Here is a 21,295-nt window from a genome sequence, read left to right as displayed (position 1 = left end):
GGAACGATGGCGCTCGTTCTGGAAGATCGCTCAAAATCGAGGTAAACGTCACGCAATCACGGTTCAGGGCTCCGGCAGCGCGGCTCGCGATTCGCGTCAAATTTCCGGATCAAACCAGTGGCTGGATTAATGTCCGACACAATTCACACGCTCTCGACGACGGGCATGACGCCGAAACGTCAGATCCAAAGCTGGATCGACGGGCTGACCAGCCTGTGTGGGCATTTCGACGTCGATCCGCTGGAAGCGTCTTCGCTTGAAGGCCGCATCGACTACACCAGCGTCTCGCGTCTGAAGCTCTGCCAGATCGAGGTCAGCCAGCATCGCATCGCGCACACCCTGGCGCGCGCCAAGGCCAACGAACACCCCTATATCAAGATCCACTTCCAGACCTACGGTGTGTCCTATTTCGAGCAGGAAGGCCGTCACATCGAGCTGAACCCGGGCGACATCATCGCCTATGACGTCTCCTGTCCGCATTCGATCATCAGCCCCGCTTTCACGCGCCACGACGTGGTGATCGTGCCGAAAGCGCTGCTGCGCGACCGCGGGTTCCCGTCGCAGCGAATGCCCGCCTGCAAATTGACCTCACGCACGGGGACGGGGCGGATCGCCCATGATTTCGTCCATGCGACCTTCGACGAGGCGGCCAAGCTGTCGGCGAACAGTGCGGTCGGCGTCGCCGATTCGCTGATCGACCTCTTGCTGCTGCCGCTGCGCGAGGCGGACACGATGCTCGATCGCGTCGGTCCCGAAGCGACCTATGTGCGCGCGCAGTTCTTCATCCGCGAGCATTTGCGCGATCCGGATCTGTGCATCGACCAGATCTCCGGCGAGCTCGGCTGCTCCAAGCGTTATCTGCACATGCTGTTCTCGGAGCGCGGCACCACGGTGAGCGACTACATCTGGCAGGCGCGTCTTCAGAATTGCCGCCAGGAGCTCGAGGCCCACGCCGGCAAGACCATCACCGACGTCGCGTTTTCTTGGGGCTTCTCCAGCTCATCGCATTTCAGCCGGGTGTTCCGGAAGTATTTCGGCGTGGTGCCGTCCTCGATCCACAAGGCGCAACAGGGCGCGGTTGCCGCGGACGAGCACTAGGCAAACGCCAGGTTCGGCGACGACGACGGTTGACCGTCACGCGCCCGCGATGTCTCTCACGCCGATATGGCGATATAGGGAATGCTGGTCAGGAGAGCGGCGAGCAGCACCGCATTGCCGAGCATTCCACTCCAATGTAGTCGGCGTAGCCGGCGCGGGGCCTCAGCATCGCCGGCGTCCCTGGCGCTGAGCTGTTCGTCCATCCGTTGCATGAACCAGCGGCGTCCGTAGATCGCCAAGGCTGCAAGGAGGCCAACGCCCATCGCGGCGACCAGACGACCGTCGAGCAGGAAAGCGACCGCTCCGATGAGTCCGGCAACGCGCATCACCAGAAAATGCGCATTGAACATTCCGCGCAAAAGCTGGGCGACGGGCTGGATATCCAGCTTCACCAGCAGGAAGGCCGGAGACGCCAACGTGAAATAGCCCATCGGAAAGAGCAGGATGATCATGACGGCTACGGCAACGCCATCCGGTGTCATGGGATCGGCCTTTCTCGTCCGCGCCGGCGAGACCTTCCCGCCGGGTCGCACAATCATAGCGGGAAAATACGTTTCCGGCACTAGGCTTTGGTCGGATGCTGCGCCGCGAAGGGCGTCTTGTCTCGCGGTTCAGGAGGGCTCGAGGCCGAGCGACCGCGCGCTCTCGATCCAGATCGGCAGCTCGCGCTGATATAGGGCGTTGGTTTCCTTGAAGCCGATCGCGGGTTCGAGCACGAACGTGTTGAGAACCTCCTTCACCTTCGGATCGTTGTTGGCAGCGACGCAAAGCTCCGCCAGGCGGTCGACGACCGGCTGCGGTGTCGCCTTCGGCACGGCCCAACCGGAGAAGCCGCTAACGGTGAAGAATTTCGACGTCGCGCCCTGCTCGGGGAGAGTCTTGATATCGGGGATGGCGTCGACCTTCTTCGAATGCACCGCGAACACGGTGCCACGGTCGCTCTGCAAAACCGATTGCGCTGCCGTGTAGCTGCCCATGGCCACGTCGAGCGTACCTTCCAGCATGCCCGTCCACATCGGGGCTTCGCCGCGATAGTGGATCGGCTCGATGGCAAGGCCATACTGCTTGTTGAGCTCGTGGACCGTCATATGCGGGGCCGAGCCCGCGCTATAGGTGCCGAAGTTGACCTTGCCGCTCTTGCGCGCAAAGGCGACGAAATCCTCCAGCGTCTTGACGCCGGTCTTCGGGTTCGCCACCAGCAATAGGCCGGCGCCCGGAATGACGCTGACGAGCGTCAAATCCTTGTCCATGTCGTAGCCAGGAGTCTTCATCACCACCCGGTTCATGATGTAGGTGGTCGAGATCGAGCACAGGATGGTGTGGCCGTCGGGCTCCGCGCGGGCGACCTCCGCCGTCCCGATCGCGCCCGCGGCACCGGGCTTGTTCTCGACGACGACGGTCTTTCCGACCTGCTTGGCAATGAATTCGCCATAGGCGCGCGCGAGCAGGTCGGTCTGTCCGCCGGCGGGATAGCTGCAAATCATGCGGATCTGCCGCGATGGCCACGCAGCCTGCGCCGAGGCGCCGCGCGAGACGAAGGGCATCGCGAGTGCGGTGGTGCCGGCGGCGATGAAGTGGCGGCGATCGAGCGTTGCGGACATGATTCTCTCCCGGATTGCCGTCGACGGTACTGCATCGGATCGCCTCTGCCATGGGTGGCAGGCGAGACACATTGGCGCATTCGAAGGGCCGCGCTGTGCCTATTCGGGCGTCATCCGGACAATCCCACTTTTCGCATGACACGCAGCCAGGCGATTTCGGTCAGGGCTACCGCAAGCAAGCCAAAGGTGCCGCCGATCAGCACGTTGACGATGCGCTCCTCCGCGATGCCGCTGGCGCTGCCGGCGAAAGAGGCGGCCAGCGCGATGAAGAAGCAGCGCAGGCCGAAGCCGATGATGTAGCGGGAAAACGAGATCAGCGTGAGGGTGGCCGCGAGAACCGCGAGCGCATAGCCGACCCGGCTTTGCGGCAGCACCATGCCGGCGAGGAAACCGAGCGGCACGCCGGCGACGGCGCCGATCGCCCGCTGCTTCAGCTTGCCGGTCGAAGCGGCGAGATCGCCGACCACGACGCTTGCGGCCGACCACATCACCCATTGGCCCTGCGCGAGATCGAGGATCTCGACCAGAGCCGCCGCAGCGAATACCGCAAGGGCGGTTGCCGCCGCGGACACAAACCATTCGGCCGCGGGCGCTCCGAACGAGGTCGCGGCATCGCCGCACCGTCGCTGGTCGTAAATCCGGATAGCGCAGACCAGCGCCAGCGCGATCGGAGAGGACACGATGATCATGCCGGCATGGCGCAGAGCTTCCGAGGCGCTCACGCCCTCCCGCACCTCGCAGGCAAGATACACGGCGGGGATGAACACCCAATTCCCAAGCGTGCGGAAATGTTCGCCGTGGCGCGTCACTGCGACTGCAAGGAATCCGGCGAGCGCCGTCAGCACTGCGAATAGCGGCTTGATCGGGCTCGCGAGGAACAGCGCGGCAAAGGTGAGGAGGATGGCGAGATAATGCCACGCGACGACTTTTGGCGGCAGGCGCAGCCTGAGCGCGGGAATGAGCAACGAGACCGCGACCAACCCGAGATTCAGCAGCGCCGTCTCGCGCGCGAAGAAGTAGGCGGCGACTAGGGGGCCGACGACGATCAGCGCCCGCACCAATTCGCCGGTCTTGATTTCGCGCGAGAGGAGATCGCGCAGGCTTGCGGCGGAAGGATTCACGATGCCACCGGATGGCCGAATGAAAACGGCGGCATCATAGGGTGCAGAATGTCGCCGAGCTAGCGATGGTTGTAACGGGCCCATCGCCGACCACTTTATCCGTCATTCCGGGAGCCGGACGCTCCGGTCACCGCTGAATGATCTTCATCCAGACGTCGCCGAGGATCGCAGGCTCACGTGGCGGCAGATAGGTCAGCCCCGCCTGCGTGCCGAATTCGGCGATCTTGCCCTCGGCAGCAAGCCCGGTCAGCGCCTTGTTGACGGCGTCGATCAGCGCGGGATCGCTGGCGAGTCCGACATAGCCGCGATTGGCTCCGATCGGATAGTAGTAGCCGGACGCGGTGATCGCCGTATCGGGGTGCGCGGCGCGATGGGCGTCGAGGCGGCCGAGGTCGATCAGCGTCGCGTCATAGTCGCCGCGGGCAAGTGCACCGAGGAGATCATCGCGGCCGGGGACGAGATGGGTGATGTCGTCGATCAGGCGCCCTTTGTCGAAGGTCATGAGGATCGCATCGCCGAGCGAGCCGCTCTCGATGACGAGGCGCAGGCCGGCGAGATCGCCGATATCGCCGATCTTGCGACCCCGCGCCTTCGGTCCGAGCACGACCGTCATCGGCGAGTAGACATAGGGCTGGCTCGGCGCGAGCACGCCGAGCGCGACGCGGCGGCGCCGGTCGTCGCGCGTGGCGCCGGCAAAATCCGGCAGGCGCGCCGTTTTCATGCCGGGCTTGACGAGGGAGTCCGTCGTCAGCGCGTAGCCGCCGACGAGCGAGCAGCGGCCGTCGGACAGCAGCGCATTGGCCTCGAGCTGCGGGCTCGAATCCTCGTCCAGCTTGCTCTCGAACCACTGGATCGTCAGCGGCCGTCCGAGCCGGTCGGCGATCGCCTGCGCCAGCAGCACGTCGAAACCAGAGCCCGGCTTGCCCTTGTGGTGCACCGAGAGCGGTGGCCTGTCCTCGTCGAGACAAATCTTGAGCGGATCGTCGGCCGCGCGTGCAGCCGTGGCCGCCGCCGCGAGGATCGCGGCAATGCTCCAAGCGGCCAGCCAGCGCCTCATGGTTTTCTCCGGCTCGAGATGAAGGCCCAGAGATTCCCGATCTCCTCGTCGCTGAGAATGTCGGCCCAAGGCGGCATCTTGTTGTTCTTGCCGTTCTTCACCGTGGTGACGAAGCGCGTCTTGTCGTCGGGGAACGCGCGCAGGTCCGGCGTGATGGTGCCGGGGTTCATCATGTTGGGGCCGTGGCAGTGCGAGCATTTCTCGGCATAGGTCGACTTGCCGTGGTCGATCTGTGCCTGCACGGGATTGCCGGTTGAATCATCCGCGGCACGAACGGTCGCCGCAAGCGCGACCGTCAGCACCGCGACGGTGGCGAGGATCGCCACCGTCTTGTGAGATAGTTTTCTCAGCATCGTGCCGTGGTTATTGCTTGACCGCAAAAACCCAAAGCGAGCCGCCGGGCGGGACTTTGGCCAGCCGTTCGTCGCCGGAGAACAGCGAGTAGACGCCGCCATAGCCGCTCGTCACCGCGACATACTGCACGCCGTCCTGCTGCCAGGTCACCGGTTGTCCCTCGATGCCCGAGCCGGTCTGGAACTGCCAGAGCTTCTTGCCGGTGTCGGCATCGAAGGCCTCGAACTCGCCGGTCAGCGCGCCCGAGAACACGACGCCGCCCGCGGTCGACAGCACGCCGGAGAAGCGCGGGATGTCGCTTGGTGCTTCCCACTTCGCCTTGCCGGTCATGGGATCGATCGCCTTCAGATGACCGCGCGGGCCGTCACCCCATTCCCAGAGATCGGTGAGGTCCATGCCGAGATACCATTCACCCTGCTTGAAGGTGGCGGGTTCGGTCTTGTACCTGCCGCCGAAGGCGAGCGTGTTGGCGTAGGCGAGGCCGGTCTGCGGATTGAACGACATCGGCTCCCAGTTCTTGCCGCCGAGGATCGACGGATAGACGGTCACCTTCTTGCCCTCACGCGCATCCTTCGAGACGTCGGTCTCGATGGGGCGTCCGGTCTTCATGTCGATTCCGGTCGCCCAGTTGACCTTCACGTAAGGATTGGCCGCGAGCAGCTTTCCGTTGGTGCGGTCGAGCACGTAGAAGAAGCCGTTGCGGTTGGCGTCCATCAACACCTTGGTCGGCTTGCCCTCGACGTTCATGTCGGCGAGGACCATCTCGGCCACGCTGTCATAGTCGAACGGATTGTTGGGCGAGAACTGGTAGTGCCACTTGATCTTGCCGGTTTTGGGATCCATCGCCAGCACGGAGCAGGTGTAGAGGTTGTCGCCCGGGCGCACCGCCGAGTTGAACGGTCCGGGATTGCCGATACCCCAATAGACCGTGTTCAGCTCGGGATCATAGGAGCCCGTGATCCAGGTCGAGCCACCGCCGAGCTTCCAGGTATCGCCCTTCCAGGTGTCGCCGCCGGGCTCGTCCGGGGAGGGGATCGAATGGGTGCGCCACAAATGCTTGCCCGTTGCCGGATCCCAGCCGTCGATGAAGCCGCGGGTGCCGAACTCGGCGCCGGAGATGCCGGTGATCACGATGCCGTCGGCGACCAGCGGCGCCACCGTCATCGAATATCCCTCCTTGATGTCGGCCGCCTTCTGCCGCCACAGCTCCTTGCCGTCCTTGGCGTCGAGCGCGATCACGTTGGCGTCGAGCGTGGTGCGGAACACCTTGCCGTCATAGAGTGCGGCGCCGCGATTGATGATGCCGCAGCAGACGATGCGCGGAGTCTCCGCAGGATACTCGACCTTGGATTTCCAGATCTGCTTGCCGGTCTTGGCGTCGACCGCCATGGTCGCGTTGTGCGACGTCACGTAGATCACGCCCTGGTACACCAGCGGCTGCGATTCCTCGCTGCGATCGTCGTTGAAAGAGTAGTTCCAGACCGGGACAAGGTTCTTGACGCTGTCCTTGTTGATCTGGTTCAGCGTCGAGAAACGCTGGAGATTGTAGCCCATCCCGTAATTGAGAACGTTCGATGTATCGGTCGCACCCTTGACCAGCTGCTCGCTGGTTTGTGCATTTGCACAAGTCGATGCAAGCATGACGAGGCTCGCGGCCATCGCAAAGCGTTTCATCCGTCCCTCCCAATATGCGCGCCTATTGACGCTGCGACAGCAACACTCCGCCCGAATGCAAAACGCGTCAATACGAAAGTCGCAATTGCGATGCCGATATGGTGGGCGGCGCGGGATGCCGGTCACCTGACGGAGAGCTGACAAGCAACTCTCACTTGTGCGCAGGCGCTGAAGAAATTCCGCGGCATGGAGCAGGGCGCGTGCGCGACGGCAGCGGTCGGGCCGACGGGTTCCGCAAGTTGTACGGGCGCAGTCTGCAATTCGGGGCTTGAACCGAGGCTCGCTTGTGCACTTATGTCGTGTCGATCCGGCTCGAATCGGAGCTCTTGGTCTGGGAGGTTTTCATGATATCGCGTCGCTCTGTTGCACTTGCGCTCACGATTGCACTGCTGTCCGGTCCGGCATGGTCGGCCTCCGGCAACGCGGTCAAGACGTTCGATACCGACAATGACGGCACGCTCGATCTGGCCGAGGTGAAGAAGGCGGCGGCCGCGTTGTTCGCCAAGCTCGATCCCGATCACGACGGCACGCTCGACGCCCGCGAGTTGCGCGGACGGTTAACGGCGAAAGAACTCGCCGCCGCCGATCCCGATCGCGACGGGACTCTCACGCTCGACGAATATCTCTCGGCCGTGGAGCAGCGCTTCAACGCAGCAAATCCCGACAAAGATGGAACGCTGGATGCGAAGGAGCTGAACTCGCGCGCCGGCCGCGCGCTGCTGCGCTTGTTGCGGTGAGCGCCGCGCCGCTTGACTGGGAGCGAAGGCGAGTTGTCCGAGAGAGAAATTTGCAAGCGTGATGCGACAGTTCGCTGTGTCAACGGCGCGATTCCCGACTTGCGCTGTGGCTGACGCAGCCCTAGGTTTTGGCCGGCGCGATGTCGCGCTCAATCCCTTGGGAGTCCCCGAATGGCCTGGAAAGCTCCGAAGATCGTGGAAGTGCCGGTCGGCATGGAAATCAACATGTACGCCTGCGCTTTGCGCAAGTAAGACCACAAGTAAGACTGACGACCTGCCGCGGCTTCGATGGCAACCACCGTCGAAGCCGTGGTAGTGTCGGGGATGCGCGCGAGAGCCCTTACATTCTGGACCATAACCGCCTGCACCGTCGCGCTCGCGCCGGCATGCGTCAGCGCCGAAGAGGGCTTCGATACCGAGCACATTTTCGGCTTCATGATCGGCACCGATGTCGGCAATCCCGGCGAGCGCGAATTTCAGACCCAGACGACAGGTCGATTCGGCAAAGGGGGCGGGACCTATCGCGCGCTGTCGCAGGAGGTCGAGATCGAGGTCGTGCCGCTGCCGAACTTCCGCGTCGAGGTCGGCGGCACGGCCACGCTGCACGACATCACCGGCGTCCCCGATATCGGCGACCGCCGCCAGCTCAATTTCCAGGGCGCTTCGCTCGACCTGCGCTATCGCCTGCTCGATCGCGAGCACGCGCCGTTCGGGTTGACCGTCGCCGCCGAACTCCATGGCGACCGCATCGACGAGACCTCGGGCGCAAAAGGGCGGATGTACGGTACCGATTTCACGCTCGCCTTCGATCGCGAGCTGATCCCGAACTTTGCTATCGGGGCGCTCAACCTGATCTATCAGCCCGAATGGGCGCGTTTCGAGATGGCGGGACTGTCCGAAAAGAGCTCGACCATCGGCGCGGCCTTCGCCGGCCTAGTGCGCGTGCGGCCCGATGTGCTGCTCGGCGGCGAGGTGCGCTACTTCCGGCAGTACGAAGGCATCGGCCTCGGCGAGTTCGCAGGACAGGCGCTCTTCGTCGGTCCGACCGCTTATTTCCAGCTTTCCGAGCGCTCGCGCCTGACCATGAGCTGGAGCATGCAGGCCTGGGGCCGTTCGGCCGGATCGGGCGGCAATCTTGACCTCGTCAATTTCGAGCGCCACCAGGCGAGGCTGGTGTTTGGGGTTAATTTCTAGCGCTCGCGGCCCGGTTGCGGGGAGAGGTGACGGGGCAATTCCCGCTCCATTTCGCGCGGCCGGATTGAAACTTCCGGCTCCTCGGAACGTAATCTTTTGTGCTAACTTCATCGCCTCTGCGAGGATCCCGGCATGAACCCGATCGACCTGGTGGTGACTGTGTGTGCGGTGCTCTCGCCTGCGACCTGCGAGGAGCAGCATCTGGTGTTCAACTATGCGGGGTCGCCGACGCAATGCGCGATGGCTGCGCCGCCCTATATCGCGCAATGGGTCGGCGACCATCCGAAGTGGCAGGCGGTGCGATGGCGCTGCGAGTATCCGCACCCGAATGACAAGGCGTAAGCGCTGCGCTGCCTTGCTGGTTACGACGGGCCGGGGTCCTCATCCTGAGGAGCTTGCGAAGCAAGCGTCTCGAAGGATGGCCGCGGGCGACAGACGGGCCTGCATGGTTCGAGACGCGCGTTCCGCGCTCCTCACCATGAGGGGAAAACGCTCGTAACGCAGCCCGCGCTACTTGCTGCAGTCCTTCAGATCCTTGTCGGCGATCGAGAACACCGCATCCGCCTTGATCTCGATGTCGCGCACGATGCACTGCCGCGCATTGGGATAGCTGACCCTGGCGTCGTAGCGGCCGGGCTCGACGCCGGTGATGCGCAGCCGCTCGTCGTGGTCGACCTCCTTGTCCTTGTCGTTCAGGCACTGGTTCGGACCCCACTCGGTCTTCCCGGCCGGCGAGAGCTGGAAGCCGGAGATCGTCTCCGTCGTCAGATTCCAGAGCCGGATACCCTTGCCCTTGGCCTGCGCGAGCGCCGCGCCCGGCATCGCAACCAACAGGATGCCGATCGCAATCAGCGTACGCCGCATGGTGAATCTCCCGCGAAGATGTCGTTGGTCCAGTTGACCATGAGTTCTCATTTTGATTCAAGCTGCAACGCCGCGAGCTCGGCCCTGATCATGCCGAGCTCGGCCTCGCTGCGCTCCGCGCGCGGGATGGCAATCGGCACCTCGCGCACGATGCGCGCCGGTCGCGGCGACAGCAAGAACAGGCGGTCGCCGAGCCGGATCGCGTCATCCAGGCTGTGGGTGACGAGCAACGTCATCACCGGACGGCGCGCCACCAGCGTCGCGATCTCGTCGCGCAAACGGCCGGCGAGTGCGTCGTCGAGCGAGGCGAGGGGTTCGTCGAGCACGAGCAGGTCGGGCTCCACCGCAAAGGCGCGGGCGAGCGCGACGCGCCGGGCGAGGCCTAGCGACAGCTCGCCGGGAAAGTGGTTGCGATGCGCGTCCAGCTCCAGGATCCTGAACAGCTCGGCAAGCTTGGCGTCGGTGACATCGGGTGCCGCAAGCCGCACATTCTGCTCGACCGAGCGCCATGGCAGCAGCCGCGGCTCCTGGAAAACCATGCCGATCCGCGCTTCCGGCGGGCGCGAGACGCGTCCCTCGAAATCGCGGTCGAGCCCGAGGATGATGCGCAGCATCGTGCTCTTGCCGCAGCCGGACGGACCGATCAGCACGCCGACCTCGCCGGATTGCAGCGCGAAGCTGACCGGCGCGAGCACCTCCTGCGTTCCGCCCGCGGCACTCCTGAACGTCTTGCCTGTGATATCGACCTCAAGCCGCACGGGGTCGCCACCGTGTCGCACGGGCTTCGAACGGTTGCACCAGCGCGGTTTCGATCACCAGCACGACGGCGGCGAAGGTTAGCGAATAGGCCAGCAGCCGCGGCGTGTCGAACAGCTGGAAGGCGACGCCGATCTCGAAGCCGACGCCGTTGGGTCGCCCCAGGAGTTCGGCGACCAGTACGATCTTCCACACCAGCGATAATCCGGACCGGGCTGAGGCTGCGATATAGGGTGCCAGTTGCGGCAGCACGACGTGGCGGAAGGCGCGCCAGCGTGGCATCGCGAACACGCTCGCCATCTCGTCGAGCGAGCGGTCGAGCGCGCGTGCGCCCTCGCGCAGGGTGACGATGGCGGTCGGCAGCTTGTTGATCGCGATCGCCGCGATCGCTGCGGCCTCGGTGAGGCCGGCCCAGATATAGGCCAGCACGATCACGACCAGCGCGGGCAGGTTCAGCAGCAGGATCAGCCAGGGATCGCCGAGTCGGTCGGCGAGCTTCACCCGTCCCATCAGATAGCCGATGGCGCTGCCGAGTGACATCGCCAGCACGAAGGCGAGGCTTACGCGGGCAAGCGTGGCGCCGAGATGCAGGAACAGCGCGCCGCTCGATGCTTCCGCGATGACGACGTCGAGCACGGCGGGCGGGGAGGGCAGCTTTGCGGCGCCGACGAACAGCGCGGCAATCCACCAGATCGCGAGCAACAGGGCAAACGACAGAAGACGCAGCACCTCAGTCTCCGGGAACTGCGTGATAGAACGTGCCGGGATCGAGCTCGGCGGCCGGGCCCACGAGGTCGCGTCCGCCGGTCTCGGCCAGCACGCGGTAGAGCACGCGCGCGTCCTTTTCTTCGTCATCGATGCTCCGGCGCGGAATGCCGTCGCGATAGCGCTCGCGATAGGTCTTGAGCAGGGTGGCATCGCTCGTGCCGGTGAGCGGCGCGATCTTGTCCCAGGCGGCATCCGAGGTCACCAGCAGCTGCTTGGCCTTGCGCGTCATCGCGATGAAACGCGCCACGGCCTCGCGATGACTTGCCGCCCAGCTCTCGTCGAAAACATAGCCGACCGCGGAGACGGCGCCCTTGGCGCCGAGTTTTGGCAATATGTCCTCAATGCCGGTGAGGCGTCTAAAGCCCTTGGCCTCCAGCTGTGCGCAGAAATTCCAGAAGTTGAGGCTCGCATCCATCTCGCCGTCGAGCGCCTTGGCGGCGATCAGAGGCGGAGCACCATAGACGATGGTCGCCTCCGATTTCAGGTCGATGCCGTCCTGCTTCATGCGCGCCTGGAGCAGCAGCCAGCTCTTGTCGATGGGACCACCGCCGACCGCGAGCTTGCGGCCCTTCAAATCGGCGAGCGACTTGATCGGCGAGGCGGCCGGCACCATCACCGCGCCGAGCGCGCTGGAATAGGGATAGAAAGTGAGCTTGGCGCCGAGCGTGCGCTCGCGCGACACCCACAGCCAGTCGGACAGGATGATGTCGGCATTGCCGGCGCGCAGCGCGATCTTGCCGGCCTCGGGGCTCGCAAGCTCGGTGACGTCGAGCGACAGGTCGGCCTCCTTGTCGAGGCCGCCGGCGCGGATCGCGGCCAGCTCCCACGAGAATGTTCCGGTCTTCTGCACCGCAAGGCGAATCGTATCCGCGGCACGGCCGGGCCCGGCTAGTGTCAGCGCCAGCGTCACCGCAAGTGCCAATGATCGACCAATTGCTCTCATCACCTTGTGAGCCGTTTCCTCTGACAGAGTGCTTTTCAGGACAATACGCATAGCATAGCTTCCGTCGCAACCAGCGGGAGGACGCGCATGAATCTGGCCGGACAGCTACGACCGATTGTCGCCGCATTGGCGGTGTGGGCTGCGACCGCGCTCGCCGCGCGGGCTGAAGAGGCCAATGATTATCCGACGTCGGCGCGTGCCGAGTATGTCTATGGCTGCATGAAGGCCAATGGCGAGAGCCGGCAGGCGATCGAGCAATGTTCCTGCTCGATCGACGTGGTGGCCTCGATCGTATCCTATGAGCGCTACGTCACCGCAGAAACCGCGCTCAGCATGTCCCAGGTCCGCGGCAATCTCGGCGTCCAGTTCCGCACCTCGGAGCAGGCGAATTCGGCCGTGAATGATTTGAGGCGAGCGCAGGCGGAAGCCGAGGTGAGGTGTTTCTGAGCCAGCGCCGCGCAGATGGTGCGCCTTCTCCCCTTTGCGGGAGAAGGTGGCGCGAAGCGCCGGATGAGGGGTATGTCGCCGCGAATACTATCGCAAGAGAGTAGCTCGCGGAGGCAAACCCCTCACCCAAGCGAATTTTTGTCTACCAGCGGTGCTGCCCTCTCCCACAAGGGGCGAGGGCACAGCCATCCGCAGCGCATTCGACTTTGAAGGGGGCGGGAAGGTAGCGCGCTACGTTCCCGGCTTCTCCACGTCCCACTCGTTGCGGAACACGTGTCCGTCCGTATCCTTGGCTTCCGCGCGGAAACGCCTGGCACCGTTGGACACATAGGTGAAGCGCAGATTGGGATCTTCCGAGATCGATATGCCGCCTTCCATCGAAAGCACGGGGCTGTCGTCCTGCGTCAGCTTGAGCTGGTTGACGAAGAAGGCGGGAATGTAGAGCTGCGTGACCTGGTCCATCTGCAGCCCGGAATTGTTGGGATGGCCGATCATGATCTGAGCCTCCCGCATGCGGCTCGCCGGGGCCTCCTCGCGCGCGAATTGCCGGTAGCGCATCTGCCCGAGCCGGTTCTGGGCTTCCTCGGCATTCTTCCCCGCCGGGGCCGAGCAGCCGCCGGAGGCCTTTACATAGACTTTCGAGACATAGAGCTGGCCGTCGCTGAGTTCGGCCACCGCATGGACGTCGGTGTAGTTGTTGACGCGCACGCGCGTCGAGATTTCGGTGACGTTGGCATCCGGTCCGAGCTCGAACTTCGCTGCCATCGGCGCTGGATTACGATCGATCACCAGCGTGATCGAACGGATGCGGCGGGCATCGCCAGGCGAGAGCTTGCTGCGCAGGGTCACGGGCACGATGGCCGCGTCCTCGGCGCGATACGGCATTTCGATGCCAATGACATCGCCGCCGTCATTCATCGGACGGTTGCTGAAGATGTCCTGCACCAGTCCCGGCCAGGGATCGTAAGCTTCTTCAGCCCGCGCCGGCACGGCGAATGCAATGCCGAGGAGCAGGCCGATCAGAGGCAGTCGGCGCGTGCATCCCGTCATGGTCTTGGTCCCGCAGACGAAGCAACGTTTCGCGCATCGTAGCGCGTCCGCTACTCCCATTCAATTTCCGAAAATGCTGCGGTTGCGTTGCGGGCATTGTAGTCGTCGAACAGCTCCCAGTGCGGCCGTTCCGAGGCGGCGGCCTTGTCTGCGGCGGTCCGGATCGGCTCGCCCTTCTTGTTCGCTGCCCGGACGTCCGCCAGCAGCGCCATCAGATAGCGCCGCTCATCGGTCAGCGCCGCAGGCCATTCGCTCACGGGGCCGTGACCGGGAACGACGCGCTGCGCCGGAATGCTCTCGAGTTCCGCGAGGGTGCCGAGCCAGCCGCGAATGCTGCCGTCCATCACCGGAATATGGCGGAGGAAGACGAGGTCGCCAGTGAACAGCGTCTTCGTCATCTCATCGAACACGGTCAAATCATTGTCGCTGTGCCCGGCCGGCCAGGCCCGCAAGCTCAGGCGGCGGGCGCCGAGATCGAGCGTCATTGTGTCCGTGACGAGCATTGTGGGCGGCACGATCTTCACGGGAGATATCAATTCGTCGCCCATGATGCGCCTAAAATTGTCGAGATAATACGGCCCGCGGGCAGCGAGCGCCCGCGGCAGCCTGCTGTGACCGACGAAAATGGTGTCCCCGACTGCGAAGGCCGCATTCCCGAAAACATGGTCGGGATGGCCGTGGGTATTGATGACGTAGCGGATCGGCTTGCTGGTGCGGGCTCGCACCGCAGCCAGCAGCGCCTTGCCCTCGCGAACGCTACCGCCGGTATCTATCACGGCTACCGCATCCTCGCCCACGATGAAGCCGACATTGGCGATGTCGCCCTCGTTCTCGCGGGTCATCAGCGCGATGGTCCCGGAGTGTACGAAGATTCCCGGTGCGACTTCGCTCACAGGCAATTCGGCCGCTGCGGCGCATGCTAGCGTCGCTGTCACCAGCAGGGACAAGGCTGCGATCACGAGAGCGATGCGAGACACTTTTCAGCCCCAGTTCAAAGGTTGTGCGCATTGCACTGCAACAAAGAAAAGCCAGCACACAGTCTGGCAAAACATGGCGCGTCATGCGTTGCATGGCTAGCATTCAAACAAGCCCAGGAGGAAGCGCGATGACGGAGGCCGGACGACATCGTCGCTGGTTGTTTTCACTGAGTATCCTGGCTGCGTCTTGCGCGTTCGGCGACGTCGCCAACGCGCAGACCAACGAGACGGGTGACCTCTCGTTCGAGCTGGTCGACCCCAAGGTGTTGCGCGTCTGTTCCGACCCGCGCAATCTGCCGTTCTCGAACGAGAAGGGCGAGGGGTTCGAGAACAAGCTTGCCGAGCTGTTTGCGGACAAGCTCCAGAAGAAGCTCGACTATGTCTTTTTTCCGCAAGCCACCGGCTTCGTGCGCATGACGCTCGGCTCGCATCGCTGCGACGTCATCATGGGCTTCCCCCAAGGCGATGACCTCGTGCAAGGCACCAATCCCTATTACCGCACGAGCTATGCGCTGGTCGCGAAAGCAGGCAGCGGGCTGGAGGAGGTCGACACGCTCGAGGATGCCAGGCTGAAGGGCAAGCATGTCGGCATCGTCGCCGGCACGCCGCCCGCGACCAACATGGCCATCGCGGGACTGATGGGTGATGCAAAGCCCTATCCGCTGATGATCGACACGCGTTACGACAATTCGGCGCAGGCAATGATCGATGATCTCACGGCGGGCAAGATCGACGCCGGCGTGCTGTGGGGACCGATGGCAGGGTTCTACGCGAAGAAGGCGGGCTCGCTTCATGTCACGCCCCTGGTGAAGGAAACCACCGGGCCCAAACTGGTCTATCGCATCGGCATGGGCGTGCGTGGCGCCGACCAGAACTGGAAGCGGCAGCTTAACAAGCTGATTCAGGAGAACCAGGGCGAGATCAACAAGATCCTGCTCGACTTCGGCGTTCCGCTGCTGGACGAGAACGATCGGCCGCTCGGCGCGGAGACGGCCAAAAAGGCACCATGACATGAGGCGGCGCGTTGTCGCCGCGCTGGTCGCCGCCATGCTGATGGCGCCGGTCGTTGCGCAGCAGCAGGAGCCGTTCGAGCCCGAGGGTTATCGCACCGACAATTACCGCGCGCCTGTGCCGGCGACGCTGGGCGGCGCGCGCGTGCTGTCTACGTCAGAAGCCGAGGCGATCTGGCACGCGAAGAGCGGCGCCTTCATCGACGTGCTGCCGCGCGCGCCGAAGCCGAAGAACCTTCCCGCGGGTACCGTCTGGCGCGAGGCGCCGCGCAAAAACATTCCGGGCAGCATCTGGCTGCCGGATACCGGCTACGGCACGCTGCCGCCCGCCATGGACGACTATTTCCAGCGCGGCCTCGCGCGTGCGTCGCGCGGTGATAAGGCCGCGCTGCTCGTGATCTACTGTCTGGCCGATTGCTGGATGTCCTGGAACGCCGCCAAGCGAGCGCTCGCGTACGGCTACTCCAACGTCGCCTGGTATCCCGATGGGACCGACGGCTGGGAGCGTGCAAAGCTTCCTACTGACGAGGCGCAGCCCGAGCCGCGGCCCGAGCAATAGGCAAGAGATCGTCATGCCAGATCGTCATGCCCGGGCTTGTCCCGGGCATCCACGTTCTTGGTGCCGTGTGGCCATGCGTGGATGGCCGGGACAAGCCCGGCCATGACGCCGTGTCGCACGTGGGAAGAGCGAGGAAAAGCCTACTGCTTCTGCAACTTGGTCAGCGTGCCAGTGCCGTTATTGTCGGTCGCAGAGTAGCTCACCCTGTCGCCGGCGTGGACGGCGTCGAGCATCGCGGCATCCTTGGCCTTGTACTCCTGGAGCGCGCCGGCGCCGCCTGCGCTGCCGCCGACTGTGCCCTTCTGTGTCTGCTGGATCGAAATCGTGCTGTTAAGCCGATCTATCCGGGTGACCATTCCGGTCAGATCGTCAGCGAATGCGCTGCTTGCGAGCATGCTGATGGCCGCAGCGCCTGCGAGGATGAATTTCGTGGTTCCCATCGAGGCCTCCCGATGCCTTGGATTACCCGTCGACAAGACATCCTAGACCGATTTGGTTCCGGCATATAGCACAGGTTAATGATCGCAATGGAGGCGCGGGAACCTGCCGCAAGCGGTCAATGAAGCTGACGCTATTCCATTTCCTGTTGGATCACGCGTCCGAGCGCAAACAGCCGCTGGTCGATGGTGGTGGGAACCTCGCAAACGAACCGCACCACCTTGTGGCGGTCCTCGAAAATGCGGGTCTTCCAGATCAGCTCGTTGCTGAGCGCATCGACCTTGGCCTCGTCGCGCGGCGTGGCGCCCTGGAGCGCCTGGAGCTGCACACTCTCCTCGCGGATCTTGTCGGCGGCTTCGCGCTGCTTGCGGCTGACGCGTTCCAGTCCGCTCATGACCTGCGAGCGCTGAGCGTTGAGCGTGTCGAACAGGCCTGCGAACAGCAGTTTCGCATTCGCGGTCTTGTCGGCCGCGGAGCCCGCCAAAAACTCCCTCACCAACTTCTCGGCTTCGTCCAGCGGCGTCTTGCGTGCCGACAATTTGGCGACCAGCGCGCTGACTTTGGCGTCGTCCTTCCACTTGTTCTGCACGTCGTCGAGCGGAGGACCAGCCCACACGGCGGCGAGCGAAATTTCCGGCACTTTGGCCTGCGTGCAGGGCCAATCCGGATAGCGCGGATCGGCCGCGCGTGCCGCCGTGCTCGCGGCGGCGAGCATCAGAGCGGCCATGGCCAGAACCCGAACCGTCATCCTTCGCCTCCCGCAGGGCCCCGTCGCGCCAGCCCGCGCGAGGGATCATAGGCCAGAATCGCGCCGATCATGAAGACGATTGTGCAGGTCGCGACCACCGCCAGCGAGATCCAGTTGATTTGCCCGTACAGCGCGAAGCGGATCAGCTCGACCGCATGGGTGAACGGATTGGCCTCGCAGAGATAATAGAGATAGGGGCTGCCCTCCTGCACCCGCCAGAGCGGGTAAAGCGCCGAGGAGGCGAAGAACATCGGGAAAATGACAAAATTCATCACGCCGGCAAAGTTCTCCAGCTGCTTGATGCCGGAGGAGATCAGCATGCCGAGCGAGCCCAGCATCAGTCCGGACAGGATCAGTGCCGGCAGTACGGTGAGATAGCCGATCGGAGGAGGCGTGATGTCCCAGAACCAGGCGATCAGCAGGAAGGCATAGACCTGGAGCAGCGACACCGCGGTGCCCGCGAGCAGCTTGCAGAACAACAGGTAGCCGCGCGGCAGTGGGCTTACCAGCAGCGTGCGCATGTTCCCCATCTCGCGGTCGTAGACCATCGAGAGTGAGGACTGCATGCCGTTGAAGAGCTGGATCATGGCCATCAGCCCCGGCGCAATGAAGACCTCGTAGAGGATGTAGGTTTCGTAGGGCGGGATGATGGAGATGCCGAGCACCTGGCGGAAACCGGCGGCGAAGATGAACAGCCAGACCAGCGGACGCACCAGCGCCGAGACGAAACGCTCGCGCTGGTGCAGGAAGCGCAGGCCTTCGCGCCAGACGATGCCCGTGAGACAGGTCATGTATTCGGCGGCCGAGAAACCGCGCGGCGCCTCGCGCGTGGTGATGCTGCTCATGCGCCGCCGCCCGGCAGGGTCTGCGCGCCGGTCAGGCGCATGAAGGCGGTGTTGACGTCCTGCGCGCCGGCTTCCGCGACGACGCGGCTCATCGGTCCCTGCGCCAGCACCTTGCCCTGATGCAGCACCACGAGATCGTCACCGGCCATGATCTCGTCGAACAGATGCGTGGCCCAGAGTACGCCGATGCCTTGCTCGCTCACGAGCTGGCGCACATGGCTGATGATGTCGGCGCGTGCCTTGACGTCGAGGCCGACGGTCGGCTCGTCCAGCAAGAGCAGGCGCGGCCGGTGCAGCAGGGCGCGTGCGATCTCCAGCCGCCGCATCTGCCCGCCCGAGAGATCGCGCACCTTGCTGCCGGCGCGCTCGGTAAGCCCGATGCGACCGAGCAGCTCGGCGGCTCGCGCTCGAGCCTCGCGGCGGCTGATGCCGTGGAGTGCGGCGTGATAGAGCAGGTTCTGCGTCAGCGACAGATCGAGATCGAGCGTGCGCGGCTGGAACACGACGCCGAGCAACCGCAGCGCTTCGCCGGGGCTTTTGCCGACGTCATGGCCGAAAATGCCGACGTGGCCGGACTGGATGCCGAACAGCCGTGTGGTCAGCGAGAACAGCGTGCTCTTGCCCGCACCGTTGAGGCCGAGCAGGGCCGTAAAGCTCGCGGGCTGTACGTTGAAGGACACGTCCATCAGTGCGCGGCGCTGGCCATAGGCGTGGCTGACGCTGTCGATCGACAACGCCGGCACCGCTGCCGGATCGGGCCGTGGCGTCTCGCGCTGTTCGGAGATGGGAGCAGGGTTAGTCATGGCGCGATCGTGATACCCCAGGGCAGTTCGCCCACTTGAATGGTCTTGATTACCTTTTGCGCGGCGACGTCGATGACGGAGACGTCGTTCGACACGCCGTTGGTGGTCAGCAGAAATTTTTCGTCCGGCGTGAATGCCATGTGCCAGACCCGTTGTCCGACCAGCAGATATTTCGTCACCTTGCGCGAGGCGGTATCGACCACGGCGATGCGGTTGGCGGGACCGAGCGCGATGAAGGCGGTCTTGTCGTCCCGGGTCATGCCGATGCCGACGGGCTGGATCGCCTCTTTCCTCAACCCCGGAATCTCGAAATTGATCTTGCCGGTCACCTCGTGCTTTCTGGGGTCGATGATCGAGACGGTGCCGCCGATCTCCGAGGACACCCACAATTCGGAAGCGTCGTGCTTGAATTCGGCAAAGCGCGGCCGCGCGTCGACCAGCACGTTGGCGACGATCTGGCGCGACGACGTGTCGATGAAATGCGCCATGTTGGTGGTCTCCGACGTGTTGATCAACGTCTTGCCGTCCGGGCTGATGGTCATGCCCTCGGGCTCGACGCCGACCTGGATGTCGCCAAGGCGGGCGCGCTTCTCGAGGTCGATCACGGTCACCGTGTTGTCGTTCTCGTTGGCGACATAGAGGACCTTGCCGGCGGCATCCTGAGCGAACAATTCCGGGTCGGGCCCGGAGGGCAGGCTGTCCACCACGGCTTGCGTCTTGGCGTCGATCATCTGGATGGTGTCGTCGTCGCCGACCGCGACCATCACGAACTTGCCGTCGCGCGTGAAGTCGATGCCGCGCGGGCGCTGGCCGACCTTGATGGTCTTGGTCACCGTCCAGCTGTCGGTGTCAATCACCGACACCGTGTTGCTCTTCTCGTTCGAGACATAGGCGATGAACGCATGCGCCGGCGCTGCCGCCAGCGCCAGTCCGGACAGCAACCCAACACGCCACGCGCGCAACATCTTCTTCCTCACTTCAGCTTGCATTTGCTCTCCGGGCGGTCATAGCCGAGCGTGTCGAGCTCGGAGACTTGATGCAGGAAACCTTCTTGCGGCGACACCGACACCACCATGCGGCCGTCGACCAGCAGGATCGGCTGGCGCAGTTGCAGGTTCCAGTCGCGCAACGTCAGCTTGGTGCCCTTGAAGGCGGCCACCGAGAAATCCGGACCCTTGATGAAATCGGTGACCTTCTTGATATCGCCGGAATTAGTGCGCGAGGTGGCCTCTCCGATCATGCGCACGGCGGTCCAGGCCTGCATGTCGAGCGCGGTCATCCGCCGCGCATTCAGCTTGACGAAGCGGTTCTGCATCTGGATCGCGCCCCACTGGTCTTGCGCGGCGTCCCAGCTCCGCGGCACGAGACCGGCGGAGCCCGCGACAGGCCGCGGATCCCAGGTGCGATAGGGCAGGTAGGCGCCGAACACCTCGCTCTCGTCAGCGGCGACCAGCACATCGTAGGCCGGAGCCTGTTGCGTGAACACCGGCATCTGGCGCTGGATCAGCGTCACGCCCGAGTCCGTGCGGCGCGCGCCGCCTTTGTCCTCGAAGCTGCGCTCCTGCACGATCTTGGCGCCGAACCGCGTCGCGGTGCGCCGGAGCGCATCGGCGAACAGCCTGTCCTCGTCATGCGAGCCGACGACGAGCAGCCAGCGCTTCCACTGCTTCCACACCAGATATTGGCCGAGCGCATCGGCCAGCATCGCGCGCGTCGGCGCGGTGTGGATGACGTTGGCACGGCAATCGGCCTCGCGCAGCCGCTCGTCGATCGCGCCGGCGTTGAACAGCAGCGTGCCGCGCTCGCGCAGGGCGTCGGCGACTTTCAGCAGCGCGTCGGCCGGCAGGTCGGCGATGATGAAGCCGTTGCGCGAGGCGAGCTCGGTCGCGGCCTGCACGGCATCCTCGCCCTCCTTGATCCGCCGCTCCTCCAGCGCAAAGCGTTGGTTGAGGAACTTGCCGGTGGTGTTGTTGTCCTCGATGGCGAGGCGTGCGCCGGCGACGCCGTCATTCTCCGCGGGCTGCTCGACCAGCGACAGCGTCGATCTGGTACCGGCGATTCCGAGATAGCCGACGCCGATCATGACAGGGTCGGCCGCGAGCGCGCTCGTCGCAGCAACACCCAGGCCGATCAGGCCGACCAACCATCGGATCATGTTTCCTCCAGATGTTCTCCCCGGCTTGACCGCCGATGGAGAATTGTCTCTGCTAAAGCATGACCGATTTGTCAGGCCATGCAACCCCGCATTTCG

The 21,295-nt window shown here is 64.3% G+C and carries 26 protein-coding genes; 8 read left to right on the top strand and 18 right to left on the bottom strand.

Annotated features, from left to right (window positions below; genetic code table 11):
• Positions 1-129 precede the first annotated feature (129 nt).
• Complete coding sequence (locus AC0L20_RS33395; protein WP_007601369.1) at positions 130-1,098, top strand: helix-turn-helix domain-containing protein; 969 nt, start codon at positions 130-132, stop codon at positions 1,096-1,098.
• A 56-nt stretch (positions 1,099-1,154) separates the two neighbouring features.
• Here the strand turns inward: AC0L20_RS33395 and AC0L20_RS33390 are convergent, their stop codons facing one another.
• The 6 genes from AC0L20_RS33390 to AC0L20_RS33365 all read right to left on the bottom strand — a co-directional run bounded on the left by AC0L20_RS33390 (position 1,155) and on the right by AC0L20_RS33365 (position 6,905).
• Positions 1,155-1,580 (bottom strand): hypothetical protein, encoded by a 426-nt coding sequence (locus tag AC0L20_RS33390; RefSeq protein ID WP_027566537.1) that lies wholly within the window; start codon positions 1,578-1,580, stop codon positions 1,155-1,157.
• Between the two features lie 129 nt (positions 1,581-1,709).
• Positions 1,710-2,699: a Bug family tripartite tricarboxylate transporter substrate binding protein gene (locus tag AC0L20_RS33385; protein ID WP_473294763.1), complete on the bottom strand. Its 990-nt coding sequence runs from the start codon at positions 2,697-2,699 to the stop codon at positions 1,710-1,712.
• Between the two features lie 110 nt (positions 2,700-2,809).
• Positions 2,810-3,820 (bottom strand): FUSC family protein, encoded by a 1,011-nt coding sequence (locus AC0L20_RS33380; protein WP_473294762.1) that lies wholly within the window; start codon positions 3,818-3,820, stop codon positions 2,810-2,812.
• 127 nt (positions 3,821-3,947) lie between these two features.
• On the bottom strand, positions 3,948-4,877 hold the full coding sequence (locus AC0L20_RS33375) for a substrate-binding periplasmic protein (protein WP_473294761.1): 930 nt from the start codon (positions 4,875-4,877) through the stop codon (positions 3,948-3,950).
• Complete coding sequence (locus tag AC0L20_RS33370; RefSeq protein ID WP_027566541.1) at positions 4,874-5,230, bottom strand: c-type cytochrome; 357 nt, start codon at positions 5,228-5,230, stop codon at positions 4,874-4,876. The genes AC0L20_RS33375 and AC0L20_RS33370 overlap by 4 nt, the downstream gene beginning before the upstream one ends.
• A gap of 10 nt (positions 5,231-5,240) precedes the next feature.
• Positions 5,241-6,905 (bottom strand): methanol/ethanol family PQQ-dependent dehydrogenase, encoded by a 1,665-nt coding sequence (locus tag AC0L20_RS33365; protein WP_247436601.1) that lies wholly within the window; start codon positions 6,903-6,905, stop codon positions 5,241-5,243.
• Between the two features lie 344 nt (positions 6,906-7,249).
• On the opposite strand from AC0L20_RS33365, the gene AC0L20_RS33360 reads away from it, so the two are divergent.
• The 4 genes from AC0L20_RS33360 (at position 7,250) to AC0L20_RS33345 (ending at position 9,178) form a co-directional block, all read left to right on the top strand.
• A complete protein-coding gene (locus tag AC0L20_RS33360) occupies positions 7,250-7,642 on the top strand; it encodes an EF-hand domain-containing protein (RefSeq protein ID WP_473294760.1) in 393 nt (130 codons plus the stop codon).
• A 171-nt stretch (positions 7,643-7,813) separates the two neighbouring features.
• Positions 7,814-7,894, top strand: coding sequence for a pyrroloquinoline quinone precursor peptide PqqA (gene pqqA, locus AC0L20_RS33355; RefSeq protein WP_018460299.1), 81 nt, complete (start codon positions 7,814-7,816; stop codon positions 7,892-7,894).
• 36 nt (positions 7,895-7,930) lie between these two features.
• On the top strand, positions 7,931-8,836 hold the full coding sequence (locus AC0L20_RS33350) for a hypothetical protein (protein ID WP_473294759.1): 906 nt from the start codon (positions 7,931-7,933) through the stop codon (positions 8,834-8,836).
• 132 nt (positions 8,837-8,968) lie between these two features.
• Complete coding sequence (locus tag AC0L20_RS33345) at positions 8,969-9,178, top strand: hypothetical protein (RefSeq protein ID WP_027566545.1); 210 nt, start codon at positions 8,969-8,971, stop codon at positions 9,176-9,178.
• A gap of 168 nt (positions 9,179-9,346) precedes the next feature.
• Here the strand turns inward: AC0L20_RS33345 and AC0L20_RS33340 are convergent, their stop codons facing one another.
• From AC0L20_RS33340 to AC0L20_RS33325, 4 genes are read right to left on the bottom strand one after another with little or no spacing between them, the layout of a single operon-like run.
• Positions 9,347-9,700: a hypothetical protein gene (locus AC0L20_RS33340; RefSeq protein ID WP_007601387.1), complete on the bottom strand. Its 354-nt coding sequence runs from the start codon at positions 9,698-9,700 to the stop codon at positions 9,347-9,349.
• Positions 9,701-9,747: 47 nt separating this feature from the next.
• Complete coding sequence (locus AC0L20_RS33335) at positions 9,748-10,458, bottom strand: ABC transporter ATP-binding protein (protein ID WP_473294758.1); 711 nt, start codon at positions 10,456-10,458, stop codon at positions 9,748-9,750.
• Positions 10,448-11,185, bottom strand: coding sequence for an ABC transporter permease (locus AC0L20_RS33330; RefSeq protein ID WP_456768809.1), 738 nt, complete (start codon positions 11,183-11,185; stop codon positions 10,448-10,450). Before AC0L20_RS33330 ends, AC0L20_RS33335 begins: the two co-directional genes overlap by 11 nt.
• Before the next feature lies 1 nt (position 11,186).
• Positions 11,187-12,167 carry an ABC transporter substrate-binding protein gene (locus tag AC0L20_RS33325; protein ID WP_473294793.1) on the bottom strand — a complete coding sequence of 327 codons (981 nt, stop codon included), beginning with the start codon at positions 12,165-12,167 and terminating at the stop codon, positions 11,187-11,189.
• 87 nt (positions 12,168-12,254) lie between these two features.
• On the opposite strand from AC0L20_RS33325, the gene AC0L20_RS33320 reads away from it, so the two are divergent.
• On the top strand, positions 12,255-12,614 hold the full coding sequence (locus AC0L20_RS33320; protein ID WP_473294757.1) for a hypothetical protein: 360 nt from the start codon (positions 12,255-12,257) through the stop codon (positions 12,612-12,614).
• Positions 12,615-12,845: 231 nt separating this feature from the next.
• On the opposite strand, the gene AC0L20_RS33315 is transcribed toward AC0L20_RS33320, so the two are convergent.
• Together AC0L20_RS33315 and AC0L20_RS33310 are read right to left on the bottom strand one after the other, a co-directional pair.
• Positions 12,846-13,664 (bottom strand): quinoprotein dehydrogenase-associated SoxYZ-like carrier, encoded by an 819-nt coding sequence (locus AC0L20_RS33315; protein WP_473294756.1) that lies wholly within the window; start codon positions 13,662-13,664, stop codon positions 12,846-12,848.
• Between the two features lie 50 nt (positions 13,665-13,714).
• A complete protein-coding gene (locus AC0L20_RS33310) occupies positions 13,715-14,641 on the bottom strand; it encodes a quinoprotein relay system zinc metallohydrolase 2 (RefSeq protein ID WP_473294755.1) in 927 nt (308 codons plus the stop codon).
• 128 nt (positions 14,642-14,769) lie between these two features.
• On the opposite strand from AC0L20_RS33310, the gene AC0L20_RS33305 reads away from it, so the two are divergent.
• Both AC0L20_RS33305 and AC0L20_RS33300 read left to right on the top strand, forming a co-directional pair.
• Complete coding sequence (locus AC0L20_RS33305; RefSeq protein WP_473294754.1) at positions 14,770-15,651, top strand: substrate-binding domain-containing protein; 882 nt, start codon at positions 14,770-14,772, stop codon at positions 15,649-15,651.
• Position 15,652: 1 nt separating this feature from the next.
• Entirely contained in the window at positions 15,653-16,210 is a 558-nt protein-coding gene (locus AC0L20_RS33300) for a PQQ-dependent catabolism-associated CXXCW motif protein (RefSeq protein WP_473294753.1), read from the top strand.
• A 140-nt stretch (positions 16,211-16,350) separates the two neighbouring features.
• On the opposite strand, the gene AC0L20_RS33295 is transcribed toward AC0L20_RS33300, so the two are convergent.
• The 6 genes from AC0L20_RS33295 to AC0L20_RS33270 all read right to left on the bottom strand — a co-directional run bounded on the left by AC0L20_RS33295 (position 16,351) and on the right by AC0L20_RS33270 (position 21,199).
• Positions 16,351-16,650 carry a copper-binding protein gene (locus tag AC0L20_RS33295; protein WP_007601401.1) on the bottom strand — a complete coding sequence of 100 codons (300 nt, stop codon included), beginning with the start codon at positions 16,648-16,650 and terminating at the stop codon, positions 16,351-16,353.
• A gap of 131 nt (positions 16,651-16,781) precedes the next feature.
• Entirely contained in the window at positions 16,782-17,396 is a 615-nt protein-coding gene (locus tag AC0L20_RS33290; protein WP_473294752.1) for a hypothetical protein, read from the bottom strand.
• A complete protein-coding gene (locus AC0L20_RS33285) occupies positions 17,393-18,241 on the bottom strand; it encodes an ABC transporter permease (RefSeq protein WP_473294751.1) in 849 nt (282 codons plus the stop codon). Before AC0L20_RS33285 ends, AC0L20_RS33290 begins: the two co-directional genes overlap by 4 nt.
• Entirely contained in the window at positions 18,238-19,044 is an 807-nt protein-coding gene (locus AC0L20_RS33280; RefSeq protein WP_473294750.1) for an ABC transporter ATP-binding protein, read from the bottom strand. The genes AC0L20_RS33285 and AC0L20_RS33280 overlap by 4 nt, the downstream gene beginning before the upstream one ends.
• Positions 19,041-20,033, bottom strand: a complete 993-nt coding sequence (locus tag AC0L20_RS33275) for a YVTN family beta-propeller repeat protein (RefSeq protein WP_473294749.1) — start codon at positions 20,031-20,033, stop codon at positions 19,041-19,043. Before AC0L20_RS33275 ends, AC0L20_RS33280 begins: the two co-directional genes overlap by 4 nt.
• Positions 20,018-21,199, bottom strand: a complete 1,182-nt coding sequence (locus AC0L20_RS33270; protein WP_473294748.1) for an ABC transporter substrate-binding protein — start codon at positions 21,197-21,199, stop codon at positions 20,018-20,020. Before AC0L20_RS33270 ends, AC0L20_RS33275 begins: the two co-directional genes overlap by 16 nt.
• Between the last annotated feature and the right edge of the window lie 96 nt (positions 21,200-21,295).

It is taken from the genome of Bradyrhizobium sp. Kon58 (genome assembly GCF_055807455.1).
The sequence above is the reverse complement of the archived record's forward strand: the minus strand, read 5'-3'. Positions and strand labels throughout refer to the sequence as shown.

What these genes read in the sequence shown, in the direction of transcription:
- pqqA (WP_018460299.1), top strand. Translation starts at nt 7,814, where the DNA reads ATGGCCTGGAAAGCTCCGAAGATCGTGGAAGTGCCGGTCGGCATGGAA.
- AC0L20_RS33280 (WP_473294750.1), bottom strand. Translation starts at nt 19,044, where the DNA reads ATGACTAACCCTGCTCCCATCTCCGAACAGCGCGAGACGCCACGGCCC.
- AC0L20_RS33320 (WP_473294757.1), top strand. Translation starts at nt 12,255, where the DNA reads ATGAATCTGGCCGGACAGCTACGACCGATTGTCGCCGCATTGGCGGTG.
- AC0L20_RS33345 (WP_027566545.1), top strand. Translation starts at nt 8,969, where the DNA reads ATGAACCCGATCGACCTGGTGGTGACTGTGTGTGCGGTGCTCTCGCCT.
- AC0L20_RS33375 (WP_473294761.1), bottom strand. Translation starts at nt 4,877, where the DNA reads ATGAGGCGCTGGCTGGCCGCTTGGAGCATTGCCGCGATCCTCGCGGCG.
- AC0L20_RS33350 (WP_473294759.1), top strand. Translation starts at nt 7,931, where the DNA reads ATGGCAACCACCGTCGAAGCCGTGGTAGTGTCGGGGATGCGCGCGAGA.
- AC0L20_RS33360 (WP_473294760.1), top strand. Translation starts at nt 7,250, where the DNA reads ATGATATCGCGTCGCTCTGTTGCACTTGCGCTCACGATTGCACTGCTG.
- AC0L20_RS33285 (WP_473294751.1), bottom strand. Translation starts at nt 18,241, where the DNA reads ATGAGCAGCATCACCACGCGCGAGGCGCCGCGCGGTTTCTCGGCCGCC.
- AC0L20_RS33300 (WP_473294753.1), top strand. Translation starts at nt 15,653, where the DNA reads ATGAGGCGGCGCGTTGTCGCCGCGCTGGTCGCCGCCATGCTGATGGCG.
- AC0L20_RS33365 (WP_247436601.1), bottom strand. Translation starts at nt 6,905, where the DNA reads ATGAAACGCTTTGCGATGGCCGCGAGCCTCGTCATGCTTGCATCGACT.
- AC0L20_RS33270 (WP_473294748.1), bottom strand. Translation starts at nt 21,199, where the DNA reads ATGATCCGATGGTTGGTCGGCCTGATCGGCCTGGGTGTTGCTGCGACG.
- AC0L20_RS33315 (WP_473294756.1), bottom strand. Translation starts at nt 13,664, where the DNA reads ATGACGGGATGCACGCGCCGACTGCCTCTGATCGGCCTGCTCCTCGGC.
- AC0L20_RS33385 (WP_473294763.1), bottom strand. Translation starts at nt 2,699, where the DNA reads ATGTCCGCAACGCTCGATCGCCGCCACTTCATCGCCGCCGGCACCACC.
- AC0L20_RS33340 (WP_007601387.1), bottom strand. Translation starts at nt 9,700, where the DNA reads ATGCGGCGTACGCTGATTGCGATCGGCATCCTGTTGGTTGCGATGCCG.
- AC0L20_RS33275 (WP_473294749.1), bottom strand. Translation starts at nt 20,033, where the DNA reads ATGCAAGCTGAAGTGAGGAAGAAGATGTTGCGCGCGTGGCGTGTTGGG.
- AC0L20_RS33390 (WP_027566537.1), bottom strand. Translation starts at nt 1,580, where the DNA reads ATGACACCGGATGGCGTTGCCGTAGCCGTCATGATCATCCTGCTCTTT.
- AC0L20_RS33325 (WP_473294793.1), bottom strand. Translation starts at nt 12,167, where the DNA reads ATGAGAGCAATTGGTCGATCATTGGCACTTGCGGTGACGCTGGCGCTG.
- AC0L20_RS33290 (WP_473294752.1), bottom strand. Translation starts at nt 17,396, where the DNA reads ATGACGGTTCGGGTTCTGGCCATGGCCGCTCTGATGCTCGCCGCCGCG.
- AC0L20_RS33370 (WP_027566541.1), bottom strand. Translation starts at nt 5,230, where the DNA reads ATGCTGAGAAAACTATCTCACAAGACGGTGGCGATCCTCGCCACCGTC.
- AC0L20_RS33305 (WP_473294754.1), top strand. Translation starts at nt 14,770, where the DNA reads ATGACGGAGGCCGGACGACATCGTCGCTGGTTGTTTTCACTGAGTATC.
- AC0L20_RS33395 (WP_007601369.1), top strand. Translation starts at nt 130, where the DNA reads ATGTCCGACACAATTCACACGCTCTCGACGACGGGCATGACGCCGAAA.
- AC0L20_RS33295 (WP_007601401.1), bottom strand. Translation starts at nt 16,650, where the DNA reads ATGGGAACCACGAAATTCATCCTCGCAGGCGCTGCGGCCATCAGCATG.